Below are 25751 nucleotides of genomic sequence, written 5' to 3'. Positions count from 1 at the left end.
ACCCGGGGCCTGATGCTATTCCGCATCACCCTCTCCGTTTTCTTCTGTTTCTGCCGGGATTTCCAATGTGATGATGAACGGAGTATCGTGCGAGAAGTAGTGGTCATGGTTCTTGACCTGCTTAAACTCGTCCAGAAACTCTACTATCTCCTCGATATCTCCTCTTTGAAGCCTGAACGATTCAAACCTGAGCTTCAGACTATAGTAAGGATCTTCGTCGCTGTAGCTCTTGGAGAAGCCTTTCAACTCCCATTTTGGGTTCGCCAGCCAGCCGTACTTGTCCTCGGCGTCTTCGCTGAACTTTAGCTCGTTCACGATTTTGATGGCGGTTTCCAAGACCTCTGTCGATAGATCAGGTCTCACAGATCTTCACCTCTGCTGGTCCAGTCTTCCAGGTTTTCCGGGCCGTAGTCTGCGATCTCGTCCAAGTAGCCTTGGAGGTCGTCGACGGAGTCGTAGGCGGAGATCGTGAGAGACTCCACCTTCTCACCGTCTTCGTTGAATACTGCGTACTCTGTGTGTTCTGGATGCGTCCAGTCAACCTTCTCCACGGTGAGATCTCTGTACTCCAGGGATTCGCCGTTCGCCATCATCAAGGCGTTCTCGTATAGATCTTCGATAGAGTCGAGTTCCACTACCGATTCTCACCTCTGCCTTCGAACTCTTCTATGGCTTTCAGAAGCTCTGGAGCTTCTATATTCCAAAGAACGCTCTCAGTTTTCTCCTTATCCGAACGGCTGGTTTCTCTTCCCTGTTCTTCCAGCCTTTCCCATTCGTCACTGTGCCGAACTGCGTTGATGAGGTACTGTCCGATCCTCTGGTCGCCACGTTCCTCAAGAATGTACCGGCAGATCTCCTCGGTTTCATCTTCGTATCCACTCTGCCGGGGAACCCCAGTATCTCCCCGATACTCGAACGGGTCGTAGTCTTCGCTCACTGCTGGCTTCCACCTCCGTCTTCTTCGAGCATTTCTGAAACGGGTTTGAGGCCTGCGTCTTCCCGTGCTCTGTCCACGTTATCTAAGCTGGTGGACGGGCTTTTACCGAGGACCACGTTGCGTTTTACCTGCCTCTCCTCGTGGCTTGGGACATCGTACTGGTCACAGTAGTCTTCGATCACTTCCTCCAGTTCGTCGCCATCAAGGAAATGCAGGTAGGGAACGTTGACATCGTCCGGGTACTCCGTACCGTCGTCCTCGATTTCTTCGAGGCCTGGCGTGGCACGCTGGTAGGTCTCCTCGAAGATATCATCATACAGCTCTTCACTCGCCACTACTGGCTCTCACCTCTGACCATATCTTTGAACAGATGTACTGGCACCCAAACAAAGTACACTGGGAGCAATAGTACCGCAGTGGCGATCTCTTGAACAAGGCTATATTCTTCGCCAGAGTCAGTTTCCAGATGGATACCACGGATACACAGCATCGTATCATAAAAACCGAAGAACACTCCGACAATTCCGCCTGTTAGCTTCAAAGGATTCGTCAACCAGGATCTCGTGTGGACGATGAAATTTCCAATCAGACCATACGAGATCGCAGATGTGAGAAGCCCTATGAGCAAGATGTGTTCGTCAATCCAAGCGTACAGTTTCTCACGATACTTCTCTAACAGTCCCTCCTCCACTACTGGCTCTCACCTCCTATGGAGATTTCCTGGAAGCCGATGTTCCGGGCCTGATGATACACATCGTCCATCTGGACTACGTCGCCTACACTCATAGAGCGGATGCCGTGGATATACTCCGGTTCACCGAACTCTTCCTCAGTATTGTATCCGTGGTTCTGGACGGCGTGGGTCAAGGCCTCATCACTGCCTTCGATGTAGCTGTCGCAGTTTTCGCAGTACCTGGCCTCCAGGAACTCGTCCATACTGGGGAAGTCGTTGTGCTGGAAGCCCTGCCAGATATCCTCTAAATCCCCCTCGAAGTACTCGCCGTCGAGAACCGTGACTTCGTCGTACAGTTCGTCAAACCGTTCCTCTGTGAATGCCTGTGGCGGTTTCTCGTCTTCGTCGAGAACAGATTCGACCGAGATTTTGTGGAACAGCTCCGAAGCAGGACCCATCCCCGGATCCTCCTCGACAGCCATATTCTCCTGGCCCCAACCAAGATAGTGAATCCGTGTCTCCGCCACTACTGATTCTCACCCTCTTTGGCGTCTTCTAAGGCCTTCCTGATACTGGAGAACTCATTCCTATACAGGTACCAGATCCCGATGAGAACTACAAGAGAGAAGACACCCAAGAATGCTGCCGGTCTATTTGTATCAAGGATTGCTATTGTAAGAGCTCCAACGGTCACACCAAATAACTCTCCTCCGACAAAGATGTATTCTCGATACTCATTCAGCTCCTCCTTGTCTACTACAGTCCATTTACTCACGACTGATTCTCACCTCCTGCTTCGAGGAAGTTGACTAAGGCCTCGGCTCGTTCCTGGCCTTCATCGGTCAATTTATAGTTCTTTTTCCGGCCTTCTTTCTCGCCTTCTACCAGGCCGTTTTCCTCCAGTTTCTGCAGTATCCGTACCGTGTGGGAGTAGGTGCAGTCCACCGTTGTTGAGATCTCGTTTGCGTAACTGGTGCCACCAGTCAGCGAGATCAGGATCTGGACTGTTTTAGGGTTGAGAAAAGCTTTGTCTATTTCGGTTATCTCTGGGACGCTGTAGCTATCGTGTTTTGAATAAGGATTCTCGATTTCATATCACCTTACATACCTATCCGAAAACATCTTTTTTATACCTTGTGTCGGAGCCAAAGAATAAAGCAGCCAACACCGAATTATGAATATCCCTAAATTAGAAGTCCCCAGAAACACAGGAGGCCAGTAGGAGGCCAGCAGTGACTGAAGTACCCGACATCCCCGACGAGTTCAATTCAGAGGAAGAGCTCAAACAGTACATCGACCAACTACACGACCAAATCGAATTTCTGGAAGAGGAACTTGAGAAATCAGAGAAAAACAAGCTGGAACTGGAGCAAGAGCTTGACGAGATCCAGGGCAAAAAAGAACGACTTCAGACGGTTGAGGACTATCTGGACTACAACGCAAAACACGACTTGGGGCAAATCGAAGCCACCATCAACAGGTTAGAAAAGAAAATCGACGATATCGACCTCAGCAATCGAGGAAACCTCAACGGTTCCGTGGCAGACACCGTCAGCGACATCACCGGAAATGACTACTCATGACCACCGCACCCGAAATCCCTGACGAGTTCGATTCCAAAGAAGAACTGAAGGCATACATCGATCAGCTGCACGATCAAATCGAGTTCCTCGAGGAAGAGGTAGAGGAATCTGAGAAGGAGAAGCTGGAGCTGAAGCAGGAACTCAACGAGATCGAAGGAGAGGCCTCCGCTGCCAGCCCTGAAGAGGTAGAGAGGATTCACGCGATGTTGACGGAGTTCGTCGACCGGATGGAAAGCATCGATCTCCACGGTAAACCCGACGACGTGGGGATGCAAGACGGCATGAGAGACGCCTTCTGAGGACTAAATGTTTTAAAAGTAGTTTTCACGGTTCTCTTCTTGTGGTGACTCACCAATCGACGATGTAGCAGAACCCCCATCAGAGATTTTGGTAGATGGCGCAGAGTACCAGTTTATCGGCGTCGATGCCGCAGCTGGGCATACTCATTTCGCTCGATACACGCCGGAGCACGCAGAAGTAATCCTGGCCAGCTACAACAGCAGCGAAGACAGGTACGTAGAGGATGACCGGTGGAGGCTGGACCACGGTGACCCAGAACAAGCACTGAGAGAATACACATACCAGAGGCCCTGGAAAATCGAAGGAGAAATTCCAAGCCACGACTTTCACTCGGTCACTGATCCAGAGTACAACCCCGAGTTGAACGAGGCCTTAGAGGGAAGCATCCAATTGGACGACGGGGAGTACGTCCTCCCGTTCAGAGCACCGTTCAACGCGGTAGCTGATATCCTCGAAACAGAGGCAGAGGACGAGAACGATGTCTTCGTAGACTATCGGCCTGACTACTTGGAACTGGCTCCGGAAAACGCACTGGAGAAGTACCAATTGGAGCCTACAGTACGAGGCCACAACGAAATCACTGGTACGAAGATCTTGGACAAGATCCACATACTTGACCGGGGTAGCGAGGAGGTTTACGACAGTTTCCAAGTCGACGAACTGGCTGAAGATCACTTTGTCGAGGAACTTTCTCGGGTTGACGGCGTCGACGAATCCCTGGCCGAACTTCTTGTCGACGACTACAGCAACTTGAGGACAGTCAGCTGGGCGGCAACCAGCGACGTCGAGCATCTGGAGAACACGTACGATATGGACGCTCACAGGTTCTTCAAGGCCTTGGGAGACACCGAAATCTACAGGAACGAACAGAGTCCTGACGCCGGGAAACTACACATCCCAGACCACCGCGACGACATGAAGCAAGAAGATCTAGAAGACGTCGACAAGGAAGACGATAGTATTCAGGCCGGATTCGACGACTTCTGATCAGCTATAAGAATAAACAATGTGTTGTGATATCCAGCGAAGCCATGGAGAAAACAGTTACAGAACAAGACAAAGAACAAGTCCTCAAAATCGTTCTCGACCCCAGAAGCAAGCGGAAAATGGACAACTGGCAGTACACCCTCCAGCAAGGAACCAATCTCGATCTTTCTAAAAAAGAACTCAAACAGGTCCTTGACGAACTCGCGGAAGAAGCACGGATAGGCCACTTCCAAAGAGAGGTCCGAGATCCAGATGCCGAACAAGACTACGTCGATATCTATACCAGCAGTGTAGGCCTCGCCGTCGACGAAATCAGGCCGTGCATGGAGGACGATGCATCTTCCAAGGAAATCTTGGATGAGTACATGTCCTGGACGGACATGCCGAAAGGCGCAATCATCATGCAGATAGACTGGCCCCGTGATTCCGAGGTCTACCAGCAAGCCTTGACCGCGTTAGAAAACGTCAAAACCGCATAGACCTGTTAGAGACTGTATTCTGGTTCGTCAGGGAGCAAAAGCCGTCCAACCCTGTCACGGTACTTCTCCTCGAATGTTTCAACGATATCCGGGTAAACCTCCTCGAGAAACTCCTCCTTGCCGGTTTCTTCAAACGTGTACTGGACAACTCTATCCTGGTGCTCGCCTTTCTCAGTATCTTGTAGCCACTCCTTGTTGGATGCGTAGATTGTGACCTCCCAGTACTCGTCTTGCGGGAGATATTGCTCAGTTCTGTCCCCTTTCAGGTAGACAGGATCGACCATTATCGCCAGATCATCGTAGTCAAGGCTGTGACTCATCCGGAAATGCTCGATGTGATTCGAGATCTCTCCCTTGTGTCGTTCATCAAAACTCAATCCAGTACAACCTCCCTTTTTCCAGCAACAACCTCGTTCAACTCTCTACCCAGTTAGAGGTATTCGTCTGGCACCTCTGGGTAACCGAGGAAATCAACTTCTCCACCGTACTCTTCCTCAAACATTTCTACTGCAGCTGGATAGACCACGCCCAGAAACTCTTCCGCATCCATCTCCGGATAATCCATCGTCAAAGTCATGTTAGCGGTAGCATCCATCTCAGGATCTCTCAACCACTCACTGTTAGTAGCATAGACCAAGAGTTCCCAGTGCTCCTCTCCTTCGGAAAGTCTCTCATTATTGGCGATATCCTCAAACTCTCGGTACCAAGGATCCAACAGTACACCCATTTGCTCATCGTCCACACCGAACAGGTCCTGGTAATGTTCAATCCTGTCGAAAGCATACGCCGCAGAATCCCGCTCTATACTAACTGCTGATTCTCACCTCCTTGTCGAGTTAGTGCCATTCACCGGCTGCGTTTGTTTTTCAGCTCCGCCGATAACAGGCAGATTCTCAGATAGGAAGGAACCAATCCCGCCAGCGAAGCCAGTTACAGAATTAAAAGCATCGTCAATAGTGCCAGTAACCGACTTTACTACAGCAGAGGCAGGGTCCGGAAGCTCTGGCATCGACGGCAGAGTACGGTTGCCTATGCCAGGTATCATCGAGAATGGGCCGGTCTGATTCTTAGGAGTCACGTTACCCGGAAATTGTTCAGGTCTGTCACCAGGTACCTCGGATGGTCCTGTTTCAGGGCCGGTAGGAGTTGCAGCTGCGGCAGTTGAAACTGCCAGCAGAAATGCTGATAGAAGTACCGTAGTCTTAGTTTTCGAGTTCATTGTTGATTCACGCTCCGACGAAGGGAAACCCGTCGATAATCCCTGTATAGAGTTTAGCAAGTCTGAGCTGGATTTGCTGTGCCAGGCCTAGCTGCTTCTCCCTTAGTTTGACAACGTCTGAGCCTTGGATTTCTCCGATTTCTATGCTGGAGCATTTGGAAGGGCGCTCGTTGCTGCCGTCGTTGTCACAGTCGACGCTGAGGCCTTCAACTCTGAGATGCTCCATATCCAAAGCGATTGAACCTCCAAAGTCTGTCTTCAGTTCTCCGGTAGCGTTCGGAGTTAGACTGATCGTGCTGGCTGAAGTACCGACAGGAACTGAGACGTTTTCCTTCCGTACTGTTTTGCACAGCCCGTTTCCGATGCAGACCTCGGCTTCGAGATCTGCTTCCATCGGTTTCCACTGGTTATGGAACGTGTAGGTCAAGGCAACCGGGTTATCAGCCTGGGATTTTTTCGGAGTATTAGTTTCGACGGAGATCTTGTTCCAAGGAATCTCCATTTCGTATTTGTTGAATGCGCCTTCACAGCTTTGAACACCGTAGTAAGTACCGTAGTAAACCGATTCATCCATGTAGAGAGTGTTACCGAATGAGGCCTTGTAATCGCCGTAGGTTTTCTCAACTCGGCCTGTCCCGTCCTTGTCAGCCCATCCACTGTAACTCGTGATCTTGTTGTCTTGGAGATTGAACTGGTCTATTTCGACTCCGTTTTTCTTGACTTTCGGTACGAGGAAGCATCCGTCACCACCGGAAGTCAGTCCACGCATAGAAAGGTCGAAACGGTACTTCCCGAGTTTCGCTACATCACTGAACGTTCCCGGGTATGTATCCTTCAAATTCTGGTGAAGTGCCTGTGTAGATCCTGCGTCGTCAGTTAAGTGGTAGAACGAGATGGATTGTTTGCGGCTGTCTTGAGCAACGGAGAGTACGGAAGGCCCGATCAGGAAAAGTAGTAGTACGAGGCCTGCGATTCCGGTTGCTGCAGCTGATTGCTTCAAGGAAGGAAGCTTCATAGGAACTATTTCTGAATGAGGTAATACTACTTATAAAATGACTTGACGGGACTGGTGTCTGTACCTATCCGAACGAATGTAGCGGTAAGAGAAATCTAGGCAAGAGTCTGCACAACTGAGCGCTTCCCGTTCGTCACCATACTCAGTGCCGCAGATCTGGCAGACGTGTTTCTCTTCGATGCGGTCGATCAAGTCTCGCAGTTTTCTTTTGATTGAGGACTCAACTCTTCTACTACACTATTATATTAGAAATGTTATAATTCATCTCGTTTTTCGGGCCAGTTGACCAAAGCCTCGTAACCTTCATCAAGTAACTCGATAGCCTTGTCCCGGTGCCAAGGAGCGATGTACGGTTCCTCAATCCTGAATTGAGGTCCTCCATCCTCGTAGGTGACATGGATGCCGAACGGCAACTCCTCGTCGCCATCCTGTAGATACCCGTCTGAAACGTATTCCTCGTGTATACTGTGGAGGTCGCGGTCAACCCAGAAGTTGTAGGCGATGTTATCCTGCAACTGCTCTTCGATAGATCGTCCGAACTCATCCTCTAACAGAGACTCCTCTTCGAGTTCCTCTTGGATCTCTACACCACCTTTCAGGCTTCGACCTCGTGATACTCCATCAAGTCACGGAGAGATTCTCTTTCGCCTTCCCAGTACTCCTCAGCTTCTGGATCCTCGATCAACTGGTTTGATCTGCGGCGAACCGCGTCCTCACCGAGAATGTCTGGATGCGGAATCCCTTCACCGTACTCAAGAAGCTGAGCGGCCTGCTCGTAGCCATCGTCCAACTGGTACTGAGGCCTGTCTTCGGAGAGGTGTGTCAGTGCGTAGGTTGCGGCGTTGAAAGTCTCGTACAAGGAAGGGTTGTCAGGGTCTTCGACCTCTTCGTTCAACGCAGTCAGCAAGTCCGGAGTCGGATCTTCCAGGTAACGGTCGATACCGATATCCTGCAAAATGAGAAGTGCCTCATCCTGATTCCGCAGCTCTCGTTCCTGAGCCTGCTCCAACCTCCTTTCGACCGTATCTACTCCGTCAACGACAGCGTCAACAGCATGGTATGCAAGGCCTGGCTGGAACTGTTCACTGTGGGTTTGCTCGTAGCTTTGATCTGCGACGAATGCCATCATCCCGTTACTGCAGATCTCTCGCATCGCACCGACATCGAACTTCAAGCCGTGGTAACCCGAGTGCCCTGAACGAGCACGTAGATCTAGGTTGATGCGGTCGCCTGGTGCTGCTTCGACTGTTTGACCCATGCCAATCCGGGCAGTCATCTTATGCCGCGTATTGGACAAGGCGACTTCTCCTTCCGGTTGGATATCCTCGTCCCTGGCCTCGATACCTTGGCCGATTGCCTCGAGGATATCGCCGTACTGTATGATGTTGTAGTAGTCGTCTCCGCTACTGACCTCGCCGGCCAATTGCGGTTCGTCCTCGTCAGTGTATAGTGCATCTCTCCAAGGGACCGAGTCCAGGCTTTCCTTCTCAGGATGTGAAGCAAGGACGTCGAACCGGGCGACGCTTGGCATTTCATCTTCAGCGATTTGATAAAGTCCATCTAAATCTGAGAACCGGTATCTGTCTTCATTTGCGATGGTGTGATCACCACAGGAACAGGTTGAGGAAATACTGCTTAAAAAACAAATGCAGGGCCTCACCCCTTGACCCAGTTCAGAAGACAGTACTGTAGAAATGCCGGCTGCAAGAATCCTTGTGGTGCGGGCCGGCGACGAAAGGCCTCGCATCACACTCGGCACAGTTGTACATATGAGCGAGTTTCGTTGAGTAGGCAACGTAGCTCCACTTCCGATCACAATCACTGTCGTGATGCGGTCCCTGAGAAAACGGCTTCACGCCACAGTACTTGCAGGGCGTGGAGTAATCACGGTTCTCAACCACATCTTTGACTTTCTTCTTGAGCCTGCGAGAACAATCTCTTCGGTGATGAACGCCGGGGACGAACGGCTGGGCGTTGCATTCCCCGCAGCTGTACTTATGCGCCAAGTCAGTACTGAGTCTCAGTACCTTCTCCTCCCTGGAACAGGTGTGATGAGGGCCTTCGGAGAACGGTTTTGCACCACAGTTCTTGCAGGTAGTGGAAAGCCCGGTGTCAACGCATTTCTTTAACGCTGGCAACGTATATTTGGCAGCGACTGATTTCCCAGATCGTTGAAGAGGATCTGGCTGGTCCATCATCCGGAGTTTTTCTTCCGCAGCTAAGGCATCAAGCTGCCTCTGCCTGTCTTCCATCATACGTCGTTGTTTTCTCCTCAACTCTTCCTGATGTTGCCTCTCGATCTCGGCACGCTCTTCGGCAGCACTTGGAAGATTGCTCAAGTCCTCTTTCCTCGGCTCTACAGGCTTCCTTTCCTCCCTCAGGTAGTCTTCATGATCACGCATACTTGGACAAGGCGGGGGGATCAACAATAAGACCTAGCAGAACTTGCAGATTCTATTGAATTAGAAAATTCGAAACGAGACAGGTGTCAGTATCTCCACCAGAAACCGTGGGGCTTGGTTATTGTTCCCAAGCCCGGATCTTCACCGTAGGTCGGAGAAGGTTGTTTGCTCGGTCTCGTCCGGCAGGTCCACAGAACGAGGAACCGAGTTTTCCCTGATATCCTCGTAGTCAGGTTCTCTGAGAATCTCCCACTCTCTGTCGTCGACGTACCTTCGAAGGTAGCCCCTCCGTTGATGTGGGAATCGTTCCGTGTCGTCCTCAACATCTTCCAGAGATCCTTCCAACGTATGCTCGAACCGCTTGACCTCGAGGAAATTATCCGTGTCTCTCCAGTAGTGGGCCAAGCTATCGATAGTCTTACCCAGCAAGTCGTATTCCTCGTCGCTGTTCTCCGGGTAGCTGAACCTCAGAATGTCCGCAGGATCCGGCTGAACTGCTTCCCGGTACACCGCCTTTCCGGTGTAATAGTTGATCCCGGCATCAATCATTTCTCTATGTAGTTGGCCGACATCGTCGACAGGAAGATCCGGATAACTTCGATCCTCAGTAACAGTGCTGAAGTGAAGATCGGTAAAGATCTCACCCGGATAATCGTAGTCCTGAAGAAGATCTTGTGCAGTAGCTTCGTCGATGCCGTCAACTTCAGTCAACTGCTGTATATGATGGTCAAGAGGCTCATCTAAGCTGATTCAGATATCACCTTCTGCCACTCGATCTTAGAGAAGGAGTCTCTGACAGCGGTGAAAATCCGCGGTCTCTCCATCCAGAACTCCTCAACCAGACTCAAGATTTTGAATGGAGTAGCAGCGAGGGCTACAGGATAGGTTGCCAAGTTCTTGAACGAGAGATCCCTATCCTCGAAAATCGTACCCTGATCTGCCTTATTCTCATCCACCACAAACAGGTGATACAACGGATAGACAATGAGAACCGTCGGCCCTACACTTGACAAAACATATCTTAGGAGGCCGGATAGATGCACTGACCAAAGTGTAACGATGAAAGCAGGGATGACTATAGCTGCGAACCTGATATCGTACTTATCCGGTTCTGATCTCGTCCGGTCAAGATGATGGTTGACCTCGTGCTTCACAACATCGTCCTTTATCTCTTCGTTGAGTTCCTTACTGACCCTGATCTTGGGGAAAGGCAAAGCAGTGTACTCTGCACCCCCTTCTTGGCCGAAAACCAACTCTCTGAATTTGACCAAGATCCTGTTTCCGTACCCCAGTTGCTCCGTGGGCACCTCATAGATCGGGAGAGGGTCACAGTCCTGGAACTTCTCCAAGTGGTCCTCCGTGATTTCTACACACTCAGGATTGTCCTCTTCTCTTACTCGGATGAAGAGCCACCTCTCTCATAAGCAGGGTCCAGAGCTTCTCCTGCTTCTTTCAGCGTGGCCGGGAAGATCATCTTGTCCGGATTCTGCTCCAAGGCCTCGTCAATCGCGTCTTCGTGTTCTTCAACGTAGTCTGGGACGCCGGCAGAAGCGTAGAAAATCTCCTCTTCTTCGAAGTCTGTGCCGTCGTAGGCCTTTGCGATATAGTAGCCGTCAACCTCTCTGCCATCCACTATGACTGCTGATTCTCACCTCTGACCTTTGGATCAAGGTTTTTCCAGCTTTTCAAGGCCTTCCGGCCGCGCCTCATCGTCTCCCTGTATTCGTAGTAAGCCACTGGAATTGAGAGTATAATTACTGCCACAGCCAATAGTAAAGAGGTCTGGAAAACGAACAGAGCAATTACTATGGAAAGTCCACAAACAATCGAAGAAATTTGGACGGCATACATCTTCAATTCTCTCTCAGATTCGACTTTACCAACAAGTCTCTCAACATTTTTGTTCTGATAGCCTTCGGTCACGGCTTATTCTCACCTCCGAATTTATCCAAGGTCACATCCTGCTTTTCGTCCAGTTCCTCACCCAGCTCCTGGACTTCGCTCTTAACCTCGGAAATCTTCTCCTGAACGTCCGCATTCTTACTCATCAACTGCTCTAACTCAGATACAACACTGCGATAACCGCTATCAAGGCCTTTCAGAACGTCCAAGGCCTTATTCAAGAGTTCAATATCCTCGTCATCTAAACTGTAGAGACTGACGTTCACCCCGTCCCTGAGCTCTCTGTACTTCTTTCCATCCTCGATCAATTTCTCCGACTCGTAATCCAGATTCTCATCTTTCTGTCCCTCCTTCTTTCCTTCACGATATCCTCTCTGTCGGGCATTCTTCTTGGAAACCTGGGCGCTGTGCATCTTCTCGACGGCCTTCTTCACACCTCTCATGAAGAACTCTGGATCCATCTCACGGTCCTGGTGCTCAGTGAGATCTGACTCGATCACTTCGTACAGCTTTCCACCGCCCTTCATCTCATACAGACCCCAGCCCTGGGGCAGCTCGCTCTCCTTCACGATACCTTTCTTCGCGGCTACCACGTAGAACTCGTCCACCTGGCCGACGAACCAGTCGTTCTTAGAGGGCTTCTCAAGTTCGCTTTTCCAGTCACTTCGAGAGGCCTTAACCTCGAAACCTATCGTCTTGAAATTCCGGGAAGGGAATAGGTTGTACGCTATTGCATCAGCTCTCTTTTTGTTCTTTCCGGTGACCTCGAAGAACAAGCCCCACTCCGGGTAATCGAACTTCCTCTCCAACGCCAGATTCGTAAGACGGGTTAGCTCCCCGTCATTCATTTCGCTCTTATCCTTGTCCGTTAAGGCTTGGAGTTCTTCCTTGTCTTCATCAGAAACCAGTTCTGCCACTACAGATTCTCACCTTCTGACTGTTTGTGAAGATGGATTTTGGCGTAGGCCTTGGCTCCGTGTGTGTGGGTTTTGGTGTGGTAGCTGATGCAGTATCCGTCTGCATCGATTTTCTGGAGAAAGTTGTTGTCGTGTTTGTGCGGGCCTTTGGTTAGTTTCCGAGAGGCCTCTACTGGTTCTCCGCATTCAGGGCAGTGGTCATTCACTCCAGATTCTCACCTCGCCGGGGTATCCAGTATGGTTCGTCATTGCTGAATTTCTCCACTCTCTCAAGTTCGACGTCTTCCAGATACTCGTCGACGACGTCCTCCGCACGATCCACAGTAACTGCTCCTGTGCCTGTACTGTTGAATCGGACATCCATACACGGCCCGTAACCGGCCAAGTTCATTACTCCGGCACGGCTGCTCCAAGGCCCTTTCAACGTCACTTCCTCACCGTCAACGGTCGTGATCTCGTAGTGACGGCCTCCGTACCCGTCCTGCTGCCCTCCGTCCCAGGCAAAGTATGAGACAAAGCCATCATCGCTTTCAGCGTACCACAGGCCTTCACTCACGGAGCCCTCGTACTCGAGTTCATCGATAGTAAGGATGTCGTCAGCCTCCAAGTGGAGACGTGGGTCGTTGCCGAACTCTTCCTTCCAGTCAACATCTACATCGTAGATCTCGATTCAGGCACCACCTTTCGATATCATCTGTTCGGCTGCTTCCATCGGTTTTCCATGGGTCCGAGAGACATGGATCTTCAATCCGCTTATATTCGAGATCGGTTGGCCGCAGATACTGCAGGAGAACTGTTTCCTGCCGGTCAACTGTTCTAAGGCTTCTTCGCGGCAAGGTCCTGCCCAGGACCCGAGACCTGGCGGATTGTCCTGGTCAAGTAACTGAGCCAACTTCTCCGACGTCACTCGCTTCTTAGTATCCTTTCCGTCGACCTGGCCAGCCGAGTACCTCTTACACAGACATTCCTCGTCACCGTTTTTGAATATATGCCAGCGACATCCCTTCTGCCCGCTGTTCGTCACCAAAAGAAACCTGCTCAAGCATCCTCACCCCCTTCACTGTTTTCGAGGCCTGAGACCGTCCACAGCACCGCTCCGATCATATTAGAGAACACAAGCAGTACCGTGATTACTGCAACAGCGATCACCATTCCTCCGGGCAAAAACTCGGAGAGCAAATCAAACAGGCTGTACACCAAGTAAGAACCTGCAGCGATGATCACCAATGCAGCAAGGCCTGTCACGATATACTCGAACCTGAAATCAACGACGTCTTCACTCACTTCGTATCCCCTCCGTCAGTTTCCCTTTCGATATCCGCTGCTGCTTCCAACGAAACCTTATCCCGCGACCTGCCAATACTCGAACCGCTTCCCCTCTTCAACAAGATGAACCGGTCACTCTCCTCCCGATAACCATCCTGAGGAGGCAGCGCTGATTCGACTCGGGCTAAGAGGCCTGGCCGATCATCATGCAGCTTCAGGGAGAACGGGAAGACCACTTCATCGAATACTGCCTGGTAGTTCTCGTGCCTGCGGTCCCAGTAGAAATCCGGCTCCTGCTCGACGATCCTTTCTTCGTATTCTTTCGGCGTCCAAGGATTGAGGCCGACACGGTTCTCCGCCCTATTCTTCGCGTGAATGTCGAAGTAGACGCCTTCGATGTTCTCTATACGCCGTATTTTCTCCTTGTCAGAGATCAGTTTCTATCACCCTCTGTAGTTTTCTCAAGATTTTCGTACTGGTCTGGGACGATAATCTCCTCCCAGGCTCTATCCGAAAAGTAGAACGTAAACATCATGGGAAAGAGAACGATCCAGAAGACACCTATGATAAACTTCGTTGTGAATCGCTTGTTATCTGGGCCTCTGAATATCTCAGGGTTGTCCTCTCCATATCTGTAGAGCTCGACTGCAAACCACATTGTGACCACTGAATTGAAGCTAAGATAGTACAAGACAAAGCGGGTCAGACTCTGTACGGTAATCTCAATTATCAGGCTTATCACCCTCTTCGTCGTCTTCGAGTTTTTCCTCCAGAATTTGCCTGCCGTGGGTACCAAGCTTAAGGCCTGCCTGCTCCACAAGCTTCCGGGCACCCTCGGCCTCTTCTCGGGAGTCGAAGTCCATCGCCTTCTTCAGATCAGCAAGCCAGAGATGGATATCGTCCTTCCGAGCCAGCTCTATCTCCTCCACTGAGTCATGCCCGTAGTTGGCTAAGTCAAGTTGTTCTGACTCCAAGGAGACAGAGTCTCTCATCCCGTTAACCTCGACCAAGTACGCTGCCGGTTCAAGGCCTTCAATGTCTACTTCCTCGGCTTGGAAAAACTGCTCCGGGATCCTGTCTGAGGCCCAGATCTCGATGGACACTAACTTCCCGTCCTCGTCGAAATCCAGGTTCACACCGGTCTCCGTATCTACTGTCTCTACTGCTTCATAGTCATCTACCAGGTCTAAGACTGCAGTACCGGACTCCGGATTATAGAAACGCCTCACTCATTCTTCACCTTCTCCTTTAGGTCAGCCATCTCTGACCGCTTCTTCTGAGTTTGAACTATATCCTTCAATCCTTCCGTATTCAAGCTGTACAGGTTCTTCTGGCCTTTTTTACCCTTGTCCACAACATCGTGCTCAGCTAAACGAGCCATGATTTTCGAGAGACTGCCTCGATTAATGTCGACATACGGAGTAAGGTCGCTTAGAGTTGCTTCTTCTTGGTCTACAAGCACTGAGAGTGCATCCCAAGCGTTGTCCTCGCTGTAAGTAGTCTTGTCAGAGGCCTTCTCTACCTCTTCCTTCACTGCTTCGTGCTTCAGGAAGTCCATCGCTTCCTCAAACTCGTCGTCGAGACTGTATCCCTGCTGCTGAAGCTTCTGAACCTTCGCCTCCAGATCATCAATCTGTTCTTCTTTCTTCTGCAGTTTCTCCTTCAACTTCTCATCAGTACTACCTGTGTCAAGACCCAAGGCCTCGGACATTCTCTGAACTCCTTCACGCAGCTGGTCCATATGCTGAACTGCTTGCTCGTATTCCTCAAGCTCCGAAACCTGTTGCTGAAGACTCTGATTCTCCTCCCGGAGCTGGGAGACCTCGTTCTCTAATTCTTGTTTCTCGCTTTCCAGTTCACGGATTCTCTCGTTCTTCTCCTCACGGATCTCGTCAACCTTCTCCTCGACCTCGGCGTTACCTCCGGACGCCATAGCCTGCGTGAACTGCTCGGCCATCTGACTCATGTCCTCGGCACGTTTTCGCGCCTCACGTTCCTCTTCCAACTTCTCTTCTTTCTCTTCCAGTTTCTGCTTCAGTTCTTCTATCCGGCTTTTCTCCCGCTGCTTCTTCTCACTGATCTCCTCCAGCTCTTCTACGAGGTCGCTGGAGACAGACTTGAGCTCAGGTCGTTCAACGTTGTCAAGGCCTGGTGTGTCGCCGGCGTCGAACGTCTGCTTCCGAAGAAACTTGACGATCTGCCGGTCTTCTTCCAGGAAGTTCCCTTCGAAAACGGCTTGGCCGACATCCAGATCTTTCACCTTGTCCTCGAACTCTTTCCCGAGAACGTCTTTCACCGTGTCAAGATCTGAAGGCCACGTAACCTGATGCCAGATCCTGTAGTCGCACTGGGTGACGTAGTCCTTGTCGACCGAAGCAGGTCTCTGACTTAGAGCTGTTATGCCGAGGCCTCTCTTCCTACCTCTCTTCCCGATCCGGATCAACATATCCGTGACTTCGCCGTCTTCTCCGCGTTTCCCTTGCTGCGGAATCCACTCGTGCGCTTCCTCGATGAAGATCGGGAACGGCTTCTTCAGCTTCTTCTCCTTGTCGAACAGTGCTTTACAGGTATCGTGAACCAGTTCGTTGACTTCTTCTCTGTCGATGTAGCCGGAGACATCGAGGATTATCGGGACGTTCTGCTCAAGTGCGAGTTCGGCGATCTTCCCGCTGTGCTCCGGTCCTACCTGTAAGTCGCATTCTTCGTCTGCTCCGACATGCAGTAGTTCGTATTCTTCTTTGAGGCCGTAGTACTCTCCTTCGACGTCGATCACGAGCAGCGGACGGCCTTCTTCGAGGATTTCTTCCGCTATCTTGCCTGCGGTATTGCTCTTTCCTGACCCTGTCTGACCGAAGATGCTGCCTCTGCCAGTAAGTATTTTTACTAAGGGGATTTTCAGGCCTTGCTCTGTAACCGTAATCGTCTTCTCATCGTCTTCTGTCACTCTATACCACCTTCTTCGTCGAAGATATCGTCTTCTCGGAACTCAAGGTCGCTTTCCAAGTCATCTAAAGTCTCGATCGCCGTTTCTCTATTCAGATTTTCCTCATTTTTCCACCGCTTCAGAAGCTCCTCAATATCTTCCCGGAGTCCTTCCACGTTACCGTGTTCAACCTTCGTTGAATCATATACCATAGCATCTATTCACCTTAGTACAATTTTGTCGACGAACTGGACCCTGTCTTGGTGGTGATGGTCCTCTATCTGTTCTTCAGCTTCATCTCGGTCGTCACAAGGCGCTGCCTCCTGGCATTCCACGCAGACAGCAAGCCAGATAGCACTCACTCTGGATCACCCGTAGTATCGATTTCAGCATCGTAGTCAGGTTTCTCAGATAGGAACCGCTGGACAAGTCTCCGGTCGTCCTCCTTGTCCTCCTCACTCAGGTCTTCGTAAGGTATCCACAGCTGTTTCCACCGTTCAAGTCGGTCCTCACTGATGTCTTCCTCTTCAGCGATGTGCTGGCTCCAATGTGTCCACAACCGGTGAGCAAGTTCAGCAATGCCATCAGGTGTATACAGCGGCTTGGCTGAATCCACAGAGTCTCCATGATACGGTAGCTCACCTCGGATCAAAGAATCTCCAACTCTCCACGCATCCGGGTCAATATCCTCAATCTCTTCTTCCTCACTCACTGCTGGGTTTCACCTCCGTCTGTCTGCTGGGCCTCTCTTAGAGCGTTGAGGATCTCCTCAGCTGTGCCTTCGCTTGCTACAATCTCGACTGTCTCGTCTCCCCATCTGAACGGGTATCTTCCCTGCTCCGTACCCTCATTCACTTTCATCTCTTCTACGTCAGGATTCTCTCCGGTCAATTCAACCGGGGGGTCTTCGATGTTGCTGGAGACCCTTGACCGCAGTTGATTCACTACTGATTCTGGAGCAGTCGTCTTCTGAAGAGCCATCTCAAGAAGAGCGTTGATACTGATCACGAGATCTTGGGTTTGTACATCAGTTCCCTCGGCAGAATGGATACTCGGTATCGCTCCATCTCCGAAAGTAACCATCGCCACCCCCTGCGGATTTTCGAGGTCCTCAACGTCGTTCATCACTGTCTGACTGACCTTCTGAATCAACTCTTCGCTCACTGGTTATCACGCTCCTCAAGCAGAATCTCAGCTATGTCAACGATATCTCCGACTTCAGCCATCGACTTATCATCGAATCTCATCGCTGTCAGTTCTTCTCGTTCCTCTCTACTATCGGAGTCAACGAAACTGTCGTAACTGAGGATTTTCTTGGCGTTACGATATCTTCTTCTCTCAGACCAGCCCAAGTCGTGGACCCAGTCATCCTCGTACTCTGGGCACTGGGCAAGTTCCCGTGCATTCGTTACTTTGTCCGGAAAGCCTCGTTCGGCAGACTTCTTCAGTTCCTCAATTTTCTCGAGGACCTTCTCTATAGGCCTGCTACTCCTGATCTGTCCGTTAGAGTATTTCTCTCCACAGGCCCTGCAAGGCCTTCTACCGATTAGAGTCCACAGGCTGAACCTGTCGAAGTCATCGTATCGATGTACTTCGCCGGTCTTCGAGCAGTAGTCGAGTTTATCTGCGAGTTTAGATTTTGCATATTCTTCTACTTCTTCAATCTGTTCTACACCGTCTTCGTCTACCATAGCATCTATTCACCTTCTTCTGTAGTGTCGATTTTAGCATCTGAGCCTCTGGTTAGTAGGAAACTCCACGCCTCACCATCATCTACACACTGGACTACTAACCCGGATTCTGTCGCCTTGATAGAGTTGTTGTACTCAAGGTCAATATCCTGGGCCTTACAGTACAGATCTAGTTCAGAGGCCTCAGAATTAGTTACACTTGAACCGATTGCAGCGGAGAAAAGTGCTACAAGGATGAATGCAACTCCAAGCAAGATCCGCTTCTCCGTCTTGTTCACTGCTGGTTCTCACCTCTTTCATCTTCGTCCTCGTCGAGCTGCTCTTCTATATCGGCGTGGACCGCGTCAACCATCATATTCAGATCAACTACCTCGGTAGCATCAACGGTCTCAACACACCAGTCCCGGAACTCCTCGATCTCGGGAACAGTACTGTCGCCCTCGATGTTGTCCCAGATCACGTTGAGAAATTGTCTATTCCTTTGACTCATTTCCTCGAATAACTCAGTCTCAACTACCTTCTCGTAGCACCGAGCTCGAACTTCCTCGCCGTCATCGTACAGGTTTTGTGCGTTGTCAAGAAGGTACAGCGCGGCCTTGATTTCGTTTGGTACAGGCCTTTCTTCCATGTTCCCGATACTGTCGTCTCGACTGTTGATGATCGGACACGCCGAGTGAACCACTACCGGGAAATTCTCCTCGTCGTAAAGACAGTACCCGAGGCCTGTAACCTCTAAACGGTACTTCTCCTCATCTACTTCTTTCTGATCCCGGCTACCAGAGCAGGAATGGAATACGCCTTCTTCTCTCAAATCTGCACCACAGCGATCACAGATATTCTCGCCCTCACTCACTGCTGGCCTTCACCTCTTCAGGCCTTGTGCTGTCAAATTCGGTTTTTCCGAGCGGGCTGTACACCTTGAACTGGTGACCTTCAAAATAACGATGCTCCCGGCCAGCATCTTTAGCCTCGTCAAGGCCTTCGTAGGTATCCTGCCAATCGCAACTTTCGTGGAGACACTCTGTTTGAAAGTCTCCGAGTTCTTGCTGAGCCTCTAGCAGTTTTTCTTTCTCCTCCGGAGCGACCTGCGGTGCTATACAGCCTATAGTATTCGACTCTCTACCGGAGGCAGTGAACTGTACCGGCGTATCGGTACCCATCTCGACCAATACCTTGGTGTATCCGCCTTCTTCCAGAATATCAACCATTCTCCTCAGATAATAGACCGAGACGACTGCCTGCTCTAAGTTGTGAGTCCGTTTGAACCGGGAGAGATTCATAGAGGCCGGGTTTCTACCCAGTTCTCTGAGTTTATCGATTACACGGTGATCGTCGGATACTACTGCTTGAATGTCGGCAGCATCTTTTGACCATTCGCCGGCAGTAACTTCGTCCTCACTCACTGCTGGTTTCTCACCTCGGAGAACAAGGCCTGAACCTCTCGGACATCACTGGGTTCTTCCTCCAAGTTTCTGACCGTGCCGAATAACCGGTCTAAGGCCTCTGCTTCGTGGTATGTTAGTCTGTGCTGTAGTTCCTTGACCGCCTGAAGCATCTCCTTCTTCTGAGATTGAGCATCGGATTGGAGGAAGTCATGGATCAGACCTACGCCCTCCCAGAAATCATTCGACGGCTCTTCTACCTCGTACTGACCGCCGTTTTTAGTACTTGAATGAGTTTCTGAGAAATGCCACGTCTCCACAGCTGCGTGAGTATAAACCGGGAACTCCCGGACCTCGCCTTCGACCTCTTCCCTATGGTACAGCATATGGCCTGTGGGATGGATGTAGAAAATCCAGTCCTTCTCCGGTAACGGGATAGAGCTCATCAGTAGACAGTCACCTCAACTTCACCGTCTACATCGATATCCAGGACGTGGACAGAACCGCAGTCCGGGCATTCGTATTCTTTCTTGACGTTGAAACTGAGTTCTCCGATCTGGGCTTCAGTATCTACGAGATCTCCCACTCTACTGTTTCACCCCGAACTCTTCGAGAATGGCGTCGTGCCAGGTGCGGTCGCCCTTCACCTCTTCCAGATTTTCAAAATCCTCGTCCTCAAATGTCTCATAAATATTCTTCATAACACTCACTTTCCAAGTGACTTTTTTATATCTAATCCAGACATGCGGTAGTTACAGGTGGCTGACTACTCTACCACCTGTCTATGTCTCAAAATCCTATGGAAACTCTCATCGGCCAATTCTCCCGATTCTCCGTCCAGAAAGATTTGGAAACAGATGACTGGGTAATGGCCGCTACAGAGTTCGGCGTCAACGACACTCTGAAAAATATAGACCGGTTCCACGCCAGCTGGGACCACCGCGATAACGACCAGCAAGCCAACACAACCCAGTTCCTCAGAGAGGTAGCCGAAGAAGACGAAGACAAAGCCCTCGGAGTAATGCAGCGAATCTACACATTGGCCGAAACCGACACAGACACACTGGAAAAATACCCAGCCCTGGAAATCCTTGAAAACGAAGAACTTGGAACAGGGGCGCTACACTCTACGTTCCGTTCCGAACAATTCCTCGACCTCGACAACATCCCCGGCACCTTCTATCCCGACCTCGTCGACGACATCAACCACTGCTACAGTATCGGAGTAAACGACGCCACCCTCGTCCTGACACGAAAACTATTGGAGAACCTTATCATCGACATTCTCCGGAAGGAGTACGGGAAACAAGGAATAGACCTGTACTACCGCCCTGAAAACCACCGGTTCAGGAAGTTTAGCGACCTCATCGATAACTTCGAGGAAAACCTCAACGATTTCCATCACTTGTCCGGAGGCCTTGACAGCGACTTCATAGACGAACTGAACACCTTCCGGCAAGACGCCAACGCAGAGGCCCACTCCATCGAGACCAATATTACTGAAAACGAGATGGAGGACTACCGGGCACAGGCACGATACGCTGCCAAAGTCCTGTTCCGTGTCTGGGGGAATATGTAGCTTCGAAAGTATTAGACCGTTCTTCTATCCCTGAGGCCCAAACGGATAGCATACAGCAAAGTGGATCGCTATAGCTGCTAAGGATAGAACTGAAACTATCAACGGTAAGTAGTTCGTTGAGATCTCGATTTCTTCGCTGTCAGCTTCTCCGTCACTATCATCAGAGAGGCCTCGTCCCGAAAGGGTCAAGTCAAATTTGTGATAGCTGTACTCGTCGGTCTGTGTGTGCGTCCTATAGGTAATGTACGCACTTGAGAGGAAAAAGACTCCTGAGAACGCGACTTGAATAGAGTGGAACTGGTACTGGTAATTGGCGAAGAAAACGAACATCAACCCAGTAAGCAGCAAAACGGCATGTATCTGTCTGATTTTCCGCCTTGACCACTCTAGCCTCTGATCAGCGTATAAGAGATACTCGTCCTTACGGTCTTCCAGGTCACCGAAGTCAAAGGCCTGACCCGTGAAACTCGAAATCAAGTCTTTGTACGTCTCATAGTCCTCCTGACCCTTGGATTTCATCTCCTCCAGTTCCTCGATCCTTCGATCAATAAGTGGGAAATAGAACAGCAGTATCGCGCTCACAACAAACAGGGAGAACGGGATGACAGTGTCAAAGTTACTCCAGCGAAGGATCAAGAAAAGATTCGCTATAATAGCGCCCAGAAGGGCGAAAACCAACCGTTGAATCTCGTCAGAAAGAGCAGTCGTAGTATCCGAAACCTGTGAAGTGATCTCCGTCATGAAGGCATTTGTGTCGCGGACCGCATCACTCAATTCATCGAAGTTCTTCTCAATCACCTCGCTTTCGATGAACTGGTAGCTCTTCCGTATGTCCGCAACCTCATCGATCATGTCTGTGATTCCATCACAGTTCTGAAGCATACTACGCCGCCAGAACTCCACAAACTTCGCTCGATCCTCTCTCCGCGCAAACTCCTGATACAGATCAGCTAAATCTGCCAACTGATCTTCTGAAAGGTTTGAAGAGAACTCCTCAATATCAACCTCATCTCTATCGATCGTGTTGGGACCGTATTCAGCCGAGAACAAGAAAGAAGAATTTGATACAGCAACTCTATCAGAAAAGACTGCAAAGACAGAGTAGACAAAAGCTGGTTTGAACACGGTCCGTAGCGAAGGCGAATCAGCGAAGAGGGATGGTGTGATAGCCGGAGCTTGATGGAAGTAAGAGGTGTTCTCTCGGGTTGAAGACATCTTGTTCCTGTAGGAATCATATCGACTTGAGAGATATTGCGGTGATTCGGAGAGCGCAAATACAGGAAAATGCTCACTTCCATTCAAATCCGTCTCAGTGCTATTGCTGTGGTAAACCAGCACCGGCATTTCCTCGGCAGAGAACATCTCTGAAGCGTATTCAGCTAGATCCCTGCTGTCTACCCAACCTACGAAGTTCTCAATTTCAAACCAGAACTGAAGGCTCAGTCTATCAGGATTCACCGACCAATTTGATGACCCTGCAATCCAGATATCCAGAATCTCGGACTTACTAATTAGAATCGTGGAATCCACCGTGTAGGATGTGTTCGATATCTCCTGAAGGAGATTAACTAACTCGTATACAACGCTACCTTCTCTTCCGCTATCAGCGTGGGAATTTATATCCCGACGGTACCTAGAAGCACTGATACCTGTCTCTTCGTCTAAATACTCAATAGCATCTTCCCGCAGGCTCACTCCAGTACTGGTGATGCGGAAAAGATGTTCGCTGAAACCATCCGCATTTATGTCAATACTGCAGTCCTGAATTACGGAGGTATAGTTTAAGATATTCGAAAGGACTGCACCAGTTTCACCCCGTGTAAGCCTATCCGGATCCAACAGTGCCGTTATATTCCGAAGACCTTCTTCGATACAGCCTTTCTGCTGAAGGGGTTGTAAATGCTGTAGGAAGTAATCGACTTCCTCAAGATTCATAGATAGTCGCCGAGGGCCTCTTCCAAGTCCTCAAACTCATTTAGATCCGGGAGCTCTTGACTGGTGCTGCCATCGCTAGCTTCAACATCTAAGTCTCCGCCGGTGAAAATCACGAAGTAGCTTCCATCTTTTTCTGCGAGACGGACTCTCCCCTCAGCTAAATCACCGACATCAACATCTAACGAAATACCTGAGATTTCGATGTTTATCCTCCCATCTAAAACACTCTCGTCATCAACGCGGCCAGGTAGATCCGAAAACTCTGAAGACGACTGGATAGCAGCGACTGGCCCACTACCATCTGCTACTGATTCAACCAGCTCCTCATCCTCTACCTTGCTGTCAGCTAAGTTTACGAACCCTATCCAGTAGTCCGCGTACTGTTGTCCTCCTCCGCTCTGATAGACTTTAGCTTCCCCCGTGTCAATTTCTCCGATAGAGAAATCATAGCGCGGGTGGATGATCCCTTTGTGAGTGTCTTCACGGATAACTTGCTGAGCCTCCCGTAGAATATCAGATGGATCCGTTTGGTATGCGTCATCAAGATAGGGTGTCTTGATTACCCCTACGAAATTCTCGTCGTCGTAAGTATATGGAATAACCAGAATGAGATCAGACCGTGACTGAGTCTCGTCAAGATACCACTCAGCTATAGCACGGGAATTTTCCGCCAAGTTCGTGCTGTGACGCAATTCCTCAAGCACTTCTTTAGTGACGTAGCCATTTTCTCGTTCCACTTCAGCGCTCTCTGTGTATTCGTGGATCCGTGCCGATTTACTATCCCCGTAATCTGGAGTGCTTCTTCGACTTCCGATGCTGTGGTCTCCAATCAAATCCTTAATTAGACTCTGCGAGACCTCTTTGACAGTTTCATTCTCGCCTTCCTCAATTTCAGTAGAGTCAAGAACAGCTAATTCCACCAACTCGTCATTTTCTTTAATACATCGATAGATAGCAACCCCATTACATTCTACCATAACGCCTCTTTGCCAAGTATGTAACATAGAACCTGTGGTGGTCTTTCTCAACAAGAATAACAGGCCTTAGCGGGTTTCCAACTCGACGGATTCAGGGCCTAGATTCTCCTTCTTCTATCATCTCAAATTCGCCGTCAAGCAGTTCCGCTACTGAGTCGATATGACTGTCGCCCGCGAAGAACACGATCTCCGAGTACTGGCTTCCGTACTTCCTCAGGTCCTCAGCCATCCTCTCATCTCGCATCCCCATGTAGCCCCTGCGAGTCCAAAACATTACAGCTGGGATGAGCAGGATAGATAGAACGCTCAGGAGCGGATGTAGAATCCAGCCAAAGAAAAGCAGCAGTACAGCAGCCCAGGAAGCCGCCGTCAGGTACACAGGTTGCTGATCAAAGCGCTGAACCCATGAGAGATCCGTGTATTTTACTTCGAGACCGAGCTCCTCCGCTACCTCCGCCGCTACACTGGTTTGACCGCCGCCTGTAATCCTGTCCGACGCCGACCTCCGCCGCTTTTCCCACCGTACCAGAAGCAACTTCATCAACAGGAGACTCGGATTTTTCAAGGCAGTCCACTGGGAAGGCTCCTCTCCACCCGTCTTTTCAGCGTGTTCCATCACCAAGGCCTCAGCACTCTCCGGGATTACGGAATACAGTCGCTCCTTCACTTCATCACGCTGATGTCGATGGTTATCTCCAAAAACATAGATTGAGCCCTGCTTAGAACCATTCACTCTGTATACGTATTCTGCTCAAGGACTCCTTCAGCTTTCTGGTGAATCAAATCGATGAACCTCAAACCACGAATTTATGCAAAATCGTAAACAGTGAGAAGGCCTAAACAACAACTACCGATTACAGATGACTCGCTTCCTGGCGTCCGACCTGCATCTCGGACACGAGAACATTCCTTAACTATGACTGAGACCGTCAACTGCCCACACTGCAGCACAGAAGTACAGGTCGAGGCCTCCATCGAGAACAACGGTGAACAATACTACTTCGCCGGCGTCAGAGAGGATGCGAAAAACGCGACTGCATACCCCGTCGGCAACCCACCATACACAGTCTCCACGAGCTGCAGGAACAAACACAGATTCCACGCACTGTACACCGCCTCGGGCGAACCTGTGATCAGTTAAACCCTGGTAACTACGCCTGGAGGAAACTCGTCCTGAAGACGGTTATCCCACTCTCGCATCTGCTCTAACGTCGCCTCCAAAAGCTCCTCATCGTCATCAATCTCGGACACACTACCATCCTCAGTCTCCAACTGGTACGGCGTCCAATCCTCCAGATCCTCTGAAACATAGAAACGAGCTCTCACCACATATCCCCGGCCCAACTTCTCGTCATAGTACTCCCCTACTGCCAATTGATCCCCATAGAAATACTGGATCTCCAAACGAGAGTCTCCAAGGCCTGTATAGAAACGCCGCTCACTGACCTCCAAGTCCTCACGGCTGTAGACGCTTTCAGACTCGAGAATCCTTCTTACCGCATCGAACGAGAAACCCTCAGTCACTACTGTAACAACGTTCACCCGAGTCTTTTCTACCTAACCCCTTACTGTGGCGGAGAAGAG

44 protein-coding genes are annotated in these 25751 nt (G+C 50.2%); 6 read left to right on the top strand and 38 right to left on the bottom strand.

Annotated elements, in window-relative coordinates; genetic code table 11:
* Positions 1–15: 15 nt before the first annotated feature.
* The 8 genes from HALNA_RS15355 to HALNA_RS21705 are packed head-to-tail and all read right to left on the bottom strand — an operon-like array spanning position 16 to position 2645.
* Positions 16–336, bottom strand: a complete 321-nt coding sequence (locus HALNA_RS15355) for a hypothetical protein (protein WP_157573575.1) — start codon at positions 334–336, stop codon at positions 16–18.
* A 23-nt stretch (positions 337–359) separates the two neighbouring features.
* Positions 360–635: a hypothetical protein gene (locus HALNA_RS15350; protein ID WP_049937218.1), complete on the bottom strand. Its 276-nt coding sequence runs from the start codon at positions 633–635 to the stop codon at positions 360–362.
* Positions 635–937 (bottom strand): hypothetical protein, encoded by a 303-nt coding sequence (locus HALNA_RS15345; RefSeq protein WP_049937217.1) that lies wholly within the window; start codon positions 935–937, stop codon positions 635–637. Before HALNA_RS15345 ends, HALNA_RS15350 begins: the two co-directional genes overlap by 1 nt.
* A complete protein-coding gene (locus HALNA_RS15340) occupies positions 934–1272 on the bottom strand; it encodes a hypothetical protein (RefSeq protein WP_049937216.1) in 339 nt (112 codons plus the stop codon). Before HALNA_RS15340 ends, HALNA_RS15345 begins: the two co-directional genes overlap by 4 nt.
* Complete coding sequence (locus HALNA_RS15335; RefSeq protein WP_049937215.1) at positions 1272–1628, bottom strand: hypothetical protein; 357 nt, start codon at positions 1626–1628, stop codon at positions 1272–1274. The genes HALNA_RS15340 and HALNA_RS15335 overlap by 1 nt, the downstream gene beginning before the upstream one ends.
* Positions 1628–2092 (bottom strand): hypothetical protein, encoded by a 465-nt coding sequence (locus tag HALNA_RS15330; RefSeq protein WP_049937214.1) that lies wholly within the window; start codon positions 2090–2092, stop codon positions 1628–1630. Before HALNA_RS15330 ends, HALNA_RS15335 begins: the two co-directional genes overlap by 1 nt.
* Before the next feature lie 44 nt (positions 2093–2136).
* A complete protein-coding gene (locus HALNA_RS20215) occupies positions 2137–2385 on the bottom strand; it encodes a hypothetical protein (RefSeq protein WP_157573574.1) in 249 nt (82 codons plus the stop codon).
* A complete protein-coding gene (locus HALNA_RS21705) occupies positions 2382–2645 on the bottom strand; it encodes a winged helix-turn-helix domain-containing protein (protein ID WP_394324598.1) in 264 nt (87 codons plus the stop codon). The genes HALNA_RS20215 and HALNA_RS21705 overlap by 4 nt, the downstream gene beginning before the upstream one ends.
* Before the next feature lie 197 nt (positions 2646–2842).
* On the opposite strand from HALNA_RS21705, the gene HALNA_RS15325 reads away from it, so the two are divergent.
* The 4 genes from HALNA_RS15325 to HALNA_RS15310 all read left to right on the top strand — a co-directional run bounded on the left by HALNA_RS15325 (position 2843) and on the right by HALNA_RS15310 (position 4959).
* A complete protein-coding gene (locus HALNA_RS15325; protein WP_049937213.1) occupies positions 2843–3193 on the top strand; it encodes a hypothetical protein in 351 nt (116 codons plus the stop codon).
* A complete protein-coding gene (locus HALNA_RS15320; protein WP_049937212.1) occupies positions 3190–3492 on the top strand; it encodes a hypothetical protein in 303 nt (100 codons plus the stop codon). The genes HALNA_RS15325 and HALNA_RS15320 overlap by 4 nt, the downstream gene beginning before the upstream one ends.
* Positions 3493–3580: 88 nt before the next feature.
* Positions 3581–4480, top strand: coding sequence for a hypothetical protein (locus HALNA_RS15315; protein WP_049937211.1), 900 nt, complete (start codon positions 3581–3583; stop codon positions 4478–4480).
* A gap of 26 nt (positions 4481–4506) precedes the next feature.
* Positions 4507–4959, top strand: coding sequence for a hypothetical protein (locus HALNA_RS15310; protein WP_157573573.1), 453 nt, complete (start codon positions 4507–4509; stop codon positions 4957–4959).
* Positions 4960–4964: 5 nt separating this feature from the next.
* Here HALNA_RS15310 and HALNA_RS15305 read toward each other — a convergent pair whose 3' ends face one another.
* The 26 genes from HALNA_RS15305 to HALNA_RS20190 form a co-directional block, all read right to left on the bottom strand.
* Positions 4965–5336 (bottom strand): hypothetical protein, encoded by a 372-nt coding sequence (locus HALNA_RS15305; RefSeq protein WP_049937209.1) that lies wholly within the window; start codon positions 5334–5336, stop codon positions 4965–4967.
* Between the two features lie 53 nt (positions 5337–5389).
* Positions 5390–5701 (bottom strand): hypothetical protein, encoded by a 312-nt coding sequence (locus HALNA_RS15300; protein WP_049937207.1) that lies wholly within the window; start codon positions 5699–5701, stop codon positions 5390–5392.
* 78 nt (positions 5702–5779) lie between these two features.
* Complete coding sequence (locus tag HALNA_RS20210) at positions 5780–6178, bottom strand: hypothetical protein (protein ID WP_157573572.1); 399 nt, start codon at positions 6176–6178, stop codon at positions 5780–5782.
* 7 nt (positions 6179–6185) lie between these two features.
* Complete coding sequence (locus HALNA_RS15295; RefSeq protein ID WP_049937206.1) at positions 6186–7193, bottom strand: hypothetical protein; 1008 nt, start codon at positions 7191–7193, stop codon at positions 6186–6188.
* Positions 7194–7447: 254 nt separating this feature from the next.
* The gene (locus HALNA_RS15290) at positions 7448–7708 is read right to left on the bottom strand and encodes a hypothetical protein (RefSeq protein ID WP_049937205.1); all 261 of its coding nucleotides are present in this window, start codon (positions 7706–7708) and stop codon (positions 7448–7450) included.
* A gap of 80 nt (positions 7709–7788) precedes the next feature.
* Positions 7789–8724: a DUF932 domain-containing protein gene (locus HALNA_RS15285; RefSeq protein ID WP_049937204.1), complete on the bottom strand. Its 936-nt coding sequence runs from the start codon at positions 8722–8724 to the stop codon at positions 7789–7791.
* A 142-nt stretch (positions 8725–8866) separates the two neighbouring features.
* Positions 8867–9595, bottom strand: coding sequence for a DDRGK domain-containing protein (locus HALNA_RS20205; RefSeq protein ID WP_157573571.1), 729 nt, complete (start codon positions 9593–9595; stop codon positions 8867–8869).
* Between the two features lie 141 nt (positions 9596–9736).
* The gene (locus HALNA_RS15280) at positions 9737–10306 is read right to left on the bottom strand and encodes a hypothetical protein (RefSeq protein ID WP_157573570.1); all 570 of its coding nucleotides are present in this window, start codon (positions 10304–10306) and stop codon (positions 9737–9739) included.
* Positions 10307–10335: 29 nt separating this feature from the next.
* The gene (locus HALNA_RS15270) at positions 10336–10944 is read right to left on the bottom strand and encodes a hypothetical protein (RefSeq protein WP_049937201.1); all 609 of its coding nucleotides are present in this window, start codon (positions 10942–10944) and stop codon (positions 10336–10338) included.
* 44 nt (positions 10945–10988) lie between these two features.
* Positions 10989–11228 carry a hypothetical protein gene (locus HALNA_RS15265; protein WP_049937200.1) on the bottom strand — a complete coding sequence of 80 codons (240 nt, stop codon included), beginning with the start codon at positions 11226–11228 and terminating at the stop codon, positions 10989–10991.
* A complete protein-coding gene (locus HALNA_RS20200; RefSeq protein WP_157573569.1) occupies positions 11228–11518 on the bottom strand; it encodes a hypothetical protein in 291 nt (96 codons plus the stop codon). Before HALNA_RS20200 ends, HALNA_RS15265 begins: the two co-directional genes overlap by 1 nt.
* A complete protein-coding gene (locus HALNA_RS15260; protein ID WP_049937199.1) occupies positions 11515–12414 on the bottom strand; it encodes a hypothetical protein in 900 nt (299 codons plus the stop codon). The genes HALNA_RS20200 and HALNA_RS15260 overlap by 4 nt, the downstream gene beginning before the upstream one ends.
* Before the next feature lie 202 nt (positions 12415–12616).
* Positions 12617–13021 (bottom strand): hypothetical protein, encoded by a 405-nt coding sequence (locus tag HALNA_RS15255; protein ID WP_049937198.1) that lies wholly within the window; start codon positions 13019–13021, stop codon positions 12617–12619.
* A 431-nt stretch (positions 13022–13452) separates the two neighbouring features.
* Positions 13453–13698 carry a hypothetical protein gene (locus tag HALNA_RS15250; protein WP_049937196.1) on the bottom strand — a complete coding sequence of 82 codons (246 nt, stop codon included), beginning with the start codon at positions 13696–13698 and terminating at the stop codon, positions 13453–13455.
* A 415-nt stretch (positions 13699–14113) separates the two neighbouring features.
* Positions 14114–14347 (bottom strand): hypothetical protein, encoded by a 234-nt coding sequence (locus tag HALNA_RS15245; RefSeq protein WP_157573568.1) that lies wholly within the window; start codon positions 14345–14347, stop codon positions 14114–14116.
* Between the two features lie 55 nt (positions 14348–14402).
* Positions 14403–14909: a DUF2283 domain-containing protein gene (locus tag HALNA_RS15240; protein WP_084510070.1), complete on the bottom strand. Its 507-nt coding sequence runs from the start codon at positions 14907–14909 to the stop codon at positions 14403–14405.
* The gene (locus HALNA_RS15235) at positions 14906–16624 is read right to left on the bottom strand and encodes a helicase HerA domain-containing protein (RefSeq protein WP_049937192.1); all 1719 of its coding nucleotides are present in this window, start codon (positions 16622–16624) and stop codon (positions 14906–14908) included. Before HALNA_RS15235 ends, HALNA_RS15240 begins: the two co-directional genes overlap by 4 nt.
* Entirely contained in the window at positions 16621–16815 is a 195-nt protein-coding gene (locus HALNA_RS15230; protein WP_049937191.1) for a hypothetical protein, read from the bottom strand. Before HALNA_RS15230 ends, HALNA_RS15235 begins: the two co-directional genes overlap by 4 nt.
* 146 nt (positions 16816–16961) lie before the next feature.
* Complete coding sequence (locus tag HALNA_RS15225) at positions 16962–17315, bottom strand: hypothetical protein (RefSeq protein ID WP_157573567.1); 354 nt, start codon at positions 17313–17315, stop codon at positions 16962–16964.
* Entirely contained in the window at positions 17312–17767 is a 456-nt protein-coding gene (locus tag HALNA_RS15220) for a hypothetical protein (protein ID WP_049937188.1), read from the bottom strand. Before HALNA_RS15220 ends, HALNA_RS15225 begins: the two co-directional genes overlap by 4 nt.
* A complete protein-coding gene (locus HALNA_RS15215) occupies positions 17764–18294 on the bottom strand; it encodes a hypothetical protein (protein ID WP_049937187.1) in 531 nt (176 codons plus the stop codon). The genes HALNA_RS15220 and HALNA_RS15215 overlap by 4 nt, the downstream gene beginning before the upstream one ends.
* A gap of 5 nt (positions 18295–18299) precedes the next feature.
* Positions 18300–18572: a hypothetical protein gene (locus HALNA_RS20195; protein WP_157573566.1), complete on the bottom strand. Its 273-nt coding sequence runs from the start codon at positions 18570–18572 to the stop codon at positions 18300–18302.
* On the bottom strand, positions 18569–19147 hold the full coding sequence (locus HALNA_RS15210) for a hypothetical protein (protein WP_049937186.1): 579 nt from the start codon (positions 19145–19147) through the stop codon (positions 18569–18571). Before HALNA_RS15210 ends, HALNA_RS20195 begins: the two co-directional genes overlap by 4 nt.
* Positions 19140–19697, bottom strand: coding sequence for a hypothetical protein (locus HALNA_RS15205; RefSeq protein WP_157573565.1), 558 nt, complete (start codon positions 19695–19697; stop codon positions 19140–19142). Before HALNA_RS15205 ends, HALNA_RS15210 begins: the two co-directional genes overlap by 8 nt.
* The gene (locus HALNA_RS15200) at positions 19694–20122 is read right to left on the bottom strand and encodes a hypothetical protein (RefSeq protein ID WP_049937184.1); all 429 of its coding nucleotides are present in this window, start codon (positions 20120–20122) and stop codon (positions 19694–19696) included. The genes HALNA_RS15205 and HALNA_RS15200 overlap by 4 nt, the downstream gene beginning before the upstream one ends.
* A complete protein-coding gene (locus HALNA_RS20190) occupies positions 20122–20262 on the bottom strand; it encodes a hypothetical protein (protein WP_157573564.1) in 141 nt (46 codons plus the stop codon). Before HALNA_RS20190 ends, HALNA_RS15200 begins: the two co-directional genes overlap by 1 nt.
* A gap of 213 nt (positions 20263–20475) precedes the next feature.
* On the opposite strand from HALNA_RS20190, the gene HALNA_RS15195 reads away from it, so the two are divergent.
* Complete coding sequence (locus tag HALNA_RS15195; RefSeq protein WP_049937183.1) at positions 20476–21255, top strand: hypothetical protein; 780 nt, start codon at positions 20476–20478, stop codon at positions 21253–21255.
* A gap of 24 nt (positions 21256–21279) precedes the next feature.
* On the opposite strand, the gene HALNA_RS20185 is transcribed toward HALNA_RS15195, so the two are convergent.
* The 3 genes from HALNA_RS20185 to HALNA_RS15180 all read right to left on the bottom strand — a co-directional run bounded on the left by HALNA_RS20185 (position 21280) and on the right by HALNA_RS15180 (position 24834).
* Positions 21280–23190 (bottom strand): hypothetical protein, encoded by a 1911-nt coding sequence (locus tag HALNA_RS20185; RefSeq protein ID WP_157573563.1) that lies wholly within the window; start codon positions 23188–23190, stop codon positions 21280–21282.
* Complete coding sequence (locus HALNA_RS15185) at positions 23187–24167, bottom strand: hypothetical protein (protein WP_049937181.1); 981 nt, start codon at positions 24165–24167, stop codon at positions 23187–23189. Before HALNA_RS15185 ends, HALNA_RS20185 begins: the two co-directional genes overlap by 4 nt.
* A gap of 91 nt (positions 24168–24258) precedes the next feature.
* Entirely contained in the window at positions 24259–24834 is a 576-nt protein-coding gene (locus HALNA_RS15180; RefSeq protein ID WP_049937180.1) for a hypothetical protein, read from the bottom strand.
* 249 nt (positions 24835–25083) lie between these two features.
* Here HALNA_RS15180 and HALNA_RS20180 point away from each other — a divergent pair, with 249 nt between their 5' ends.
* Complete coding sequence (locus HALNA_RS20180) at positions 25084–25308, top strand: hypothetical protein (protein ID WP_157573562.1); 225 nt, start codon at positions 25084–25086, stop codon at positions 25306–25308.
* On the opposite strand, the gene HALNA_RS15175 is transcribed toward HALNA_RS20180, so the two are convergent.
* The gene (locus tag HALNA_RS15175; protein WP_049937179.1) at positions 25305–25691 is read right to left on the bottom strand and encodes a hypothetical protein; all 387 of its coding nucleotides are present in this window, start codon (positions 25689–25691) and stop codon (positions 25305–25307) included. The genes HALNA_RS20180 and HALNA_RS15175 overlap by 4 nt on opposite strands.
* Positions 25692–25751: the final 60 nt, after the last annotated feature.

Origin of the sequence: Haloplanus natans DSM 17983 (assembly GCF_000427685.1) — an archaeon.
In the GTDB taxonomy this organism is placed as follows: Archaea; Halobacteriota; Halobacteria; order Halobacteriales; family Haloferacaceae; genus Haloplanus; species Haloplanus natans.
Note: the sequence above shows the minus strand (reverse complement) of the source record. Positions and strands in the feature narration are given on the sequence as shown.

Coding starts and splice junctions, on each gene's coding strand:
- HALNA_RS15330 (WP_049937214.1), bottom strand. CDS start 2,092: ATGGCTGTCGAGGAGGATCCGGGGATGGGTCCTGCTTCGGAGCTGTTC.
- HALNA_RS15320 (WP_049937212.1), top strand. CDS start 3,190: ATGACCACCGCACCCGAAATCCCTGACGAGTTCGATTCCAAAGAAGAA.
- HALNA_RS20210 (WP_157573572.1), bottom strand. CDS start 6,178: ATGAACTCGAAAACTAAGACTACGGTACTTCTATCAGCATTTCTGCTG.
- HALNA_RS15295 (WP_049937206.1), bottom strand. CDS start 7,193: ATGAAGCTTCCTTCCTTGAAGCAATCAGCTGCAGCAACCGGAATCGCA.
- HALNA_RS15285 (WP_049937204.1), bottom strand. CDS start 8,724: ATGCCAAGCGTCGCCCGGTTCGACGTCCTTGCTTCACATCCTGAGAAG.
- HALNA_RS20205 (WP_157573571.1), bottom strand. CDS start 9,595: ATGCGTGATCATGAAGACTACCTGAGGGAGGAAAGGAAGCCTGTAGAG.
- HALNA_RS15230 (WP_049937191.1), bottom strand. CDS start 16,815: ATGGTATATGATTCAACGAAGGTTGAACACGGTAACGTGGAAGGACTC.
- HALNA_RS15215 (WP_049937187.1), bottom strand. CDS start 18,294: ATGGTAGACGAAGACGGTGTAGAACAGATTGAAGAAGTAGAAGAATAT.
- HALNA_RS15200 (WP_049937184.1), bottom strand. CDS start 20,122: ATGAGCTCTATCCCGTTACCGGAGAAGGACTGGATTTTCTACATCCAT.
- HALNA_RS15195 (WP_049937183.1), top strand. CDS start 20,476: ATGGAAACTCTCATCGGCCAATTCTCCCGATTCTCCGTCCAGAAAGAT.
- HALNA_RS20185 (WP_157573563.1), bottom strand. CDS start 23,190: ATGAATCTTGAGGAAGTCGATTACTTCCTACAGCATTTACAACCCCTT.
- HALNA_RS15185 (WP_049937181.1), bottom strand. CDS start 24,167: ATGGTAGAATGTAATGGGGTTGCTATCTATCGATGTATTAAAGAAAAT.
- HALNA_RS20180 (WP_157573562.1), top strand. CDS start 25,084: ATGACTGAGACCGTCAACTGCCCACACTGCAGCACAGAAGTACAGGTC.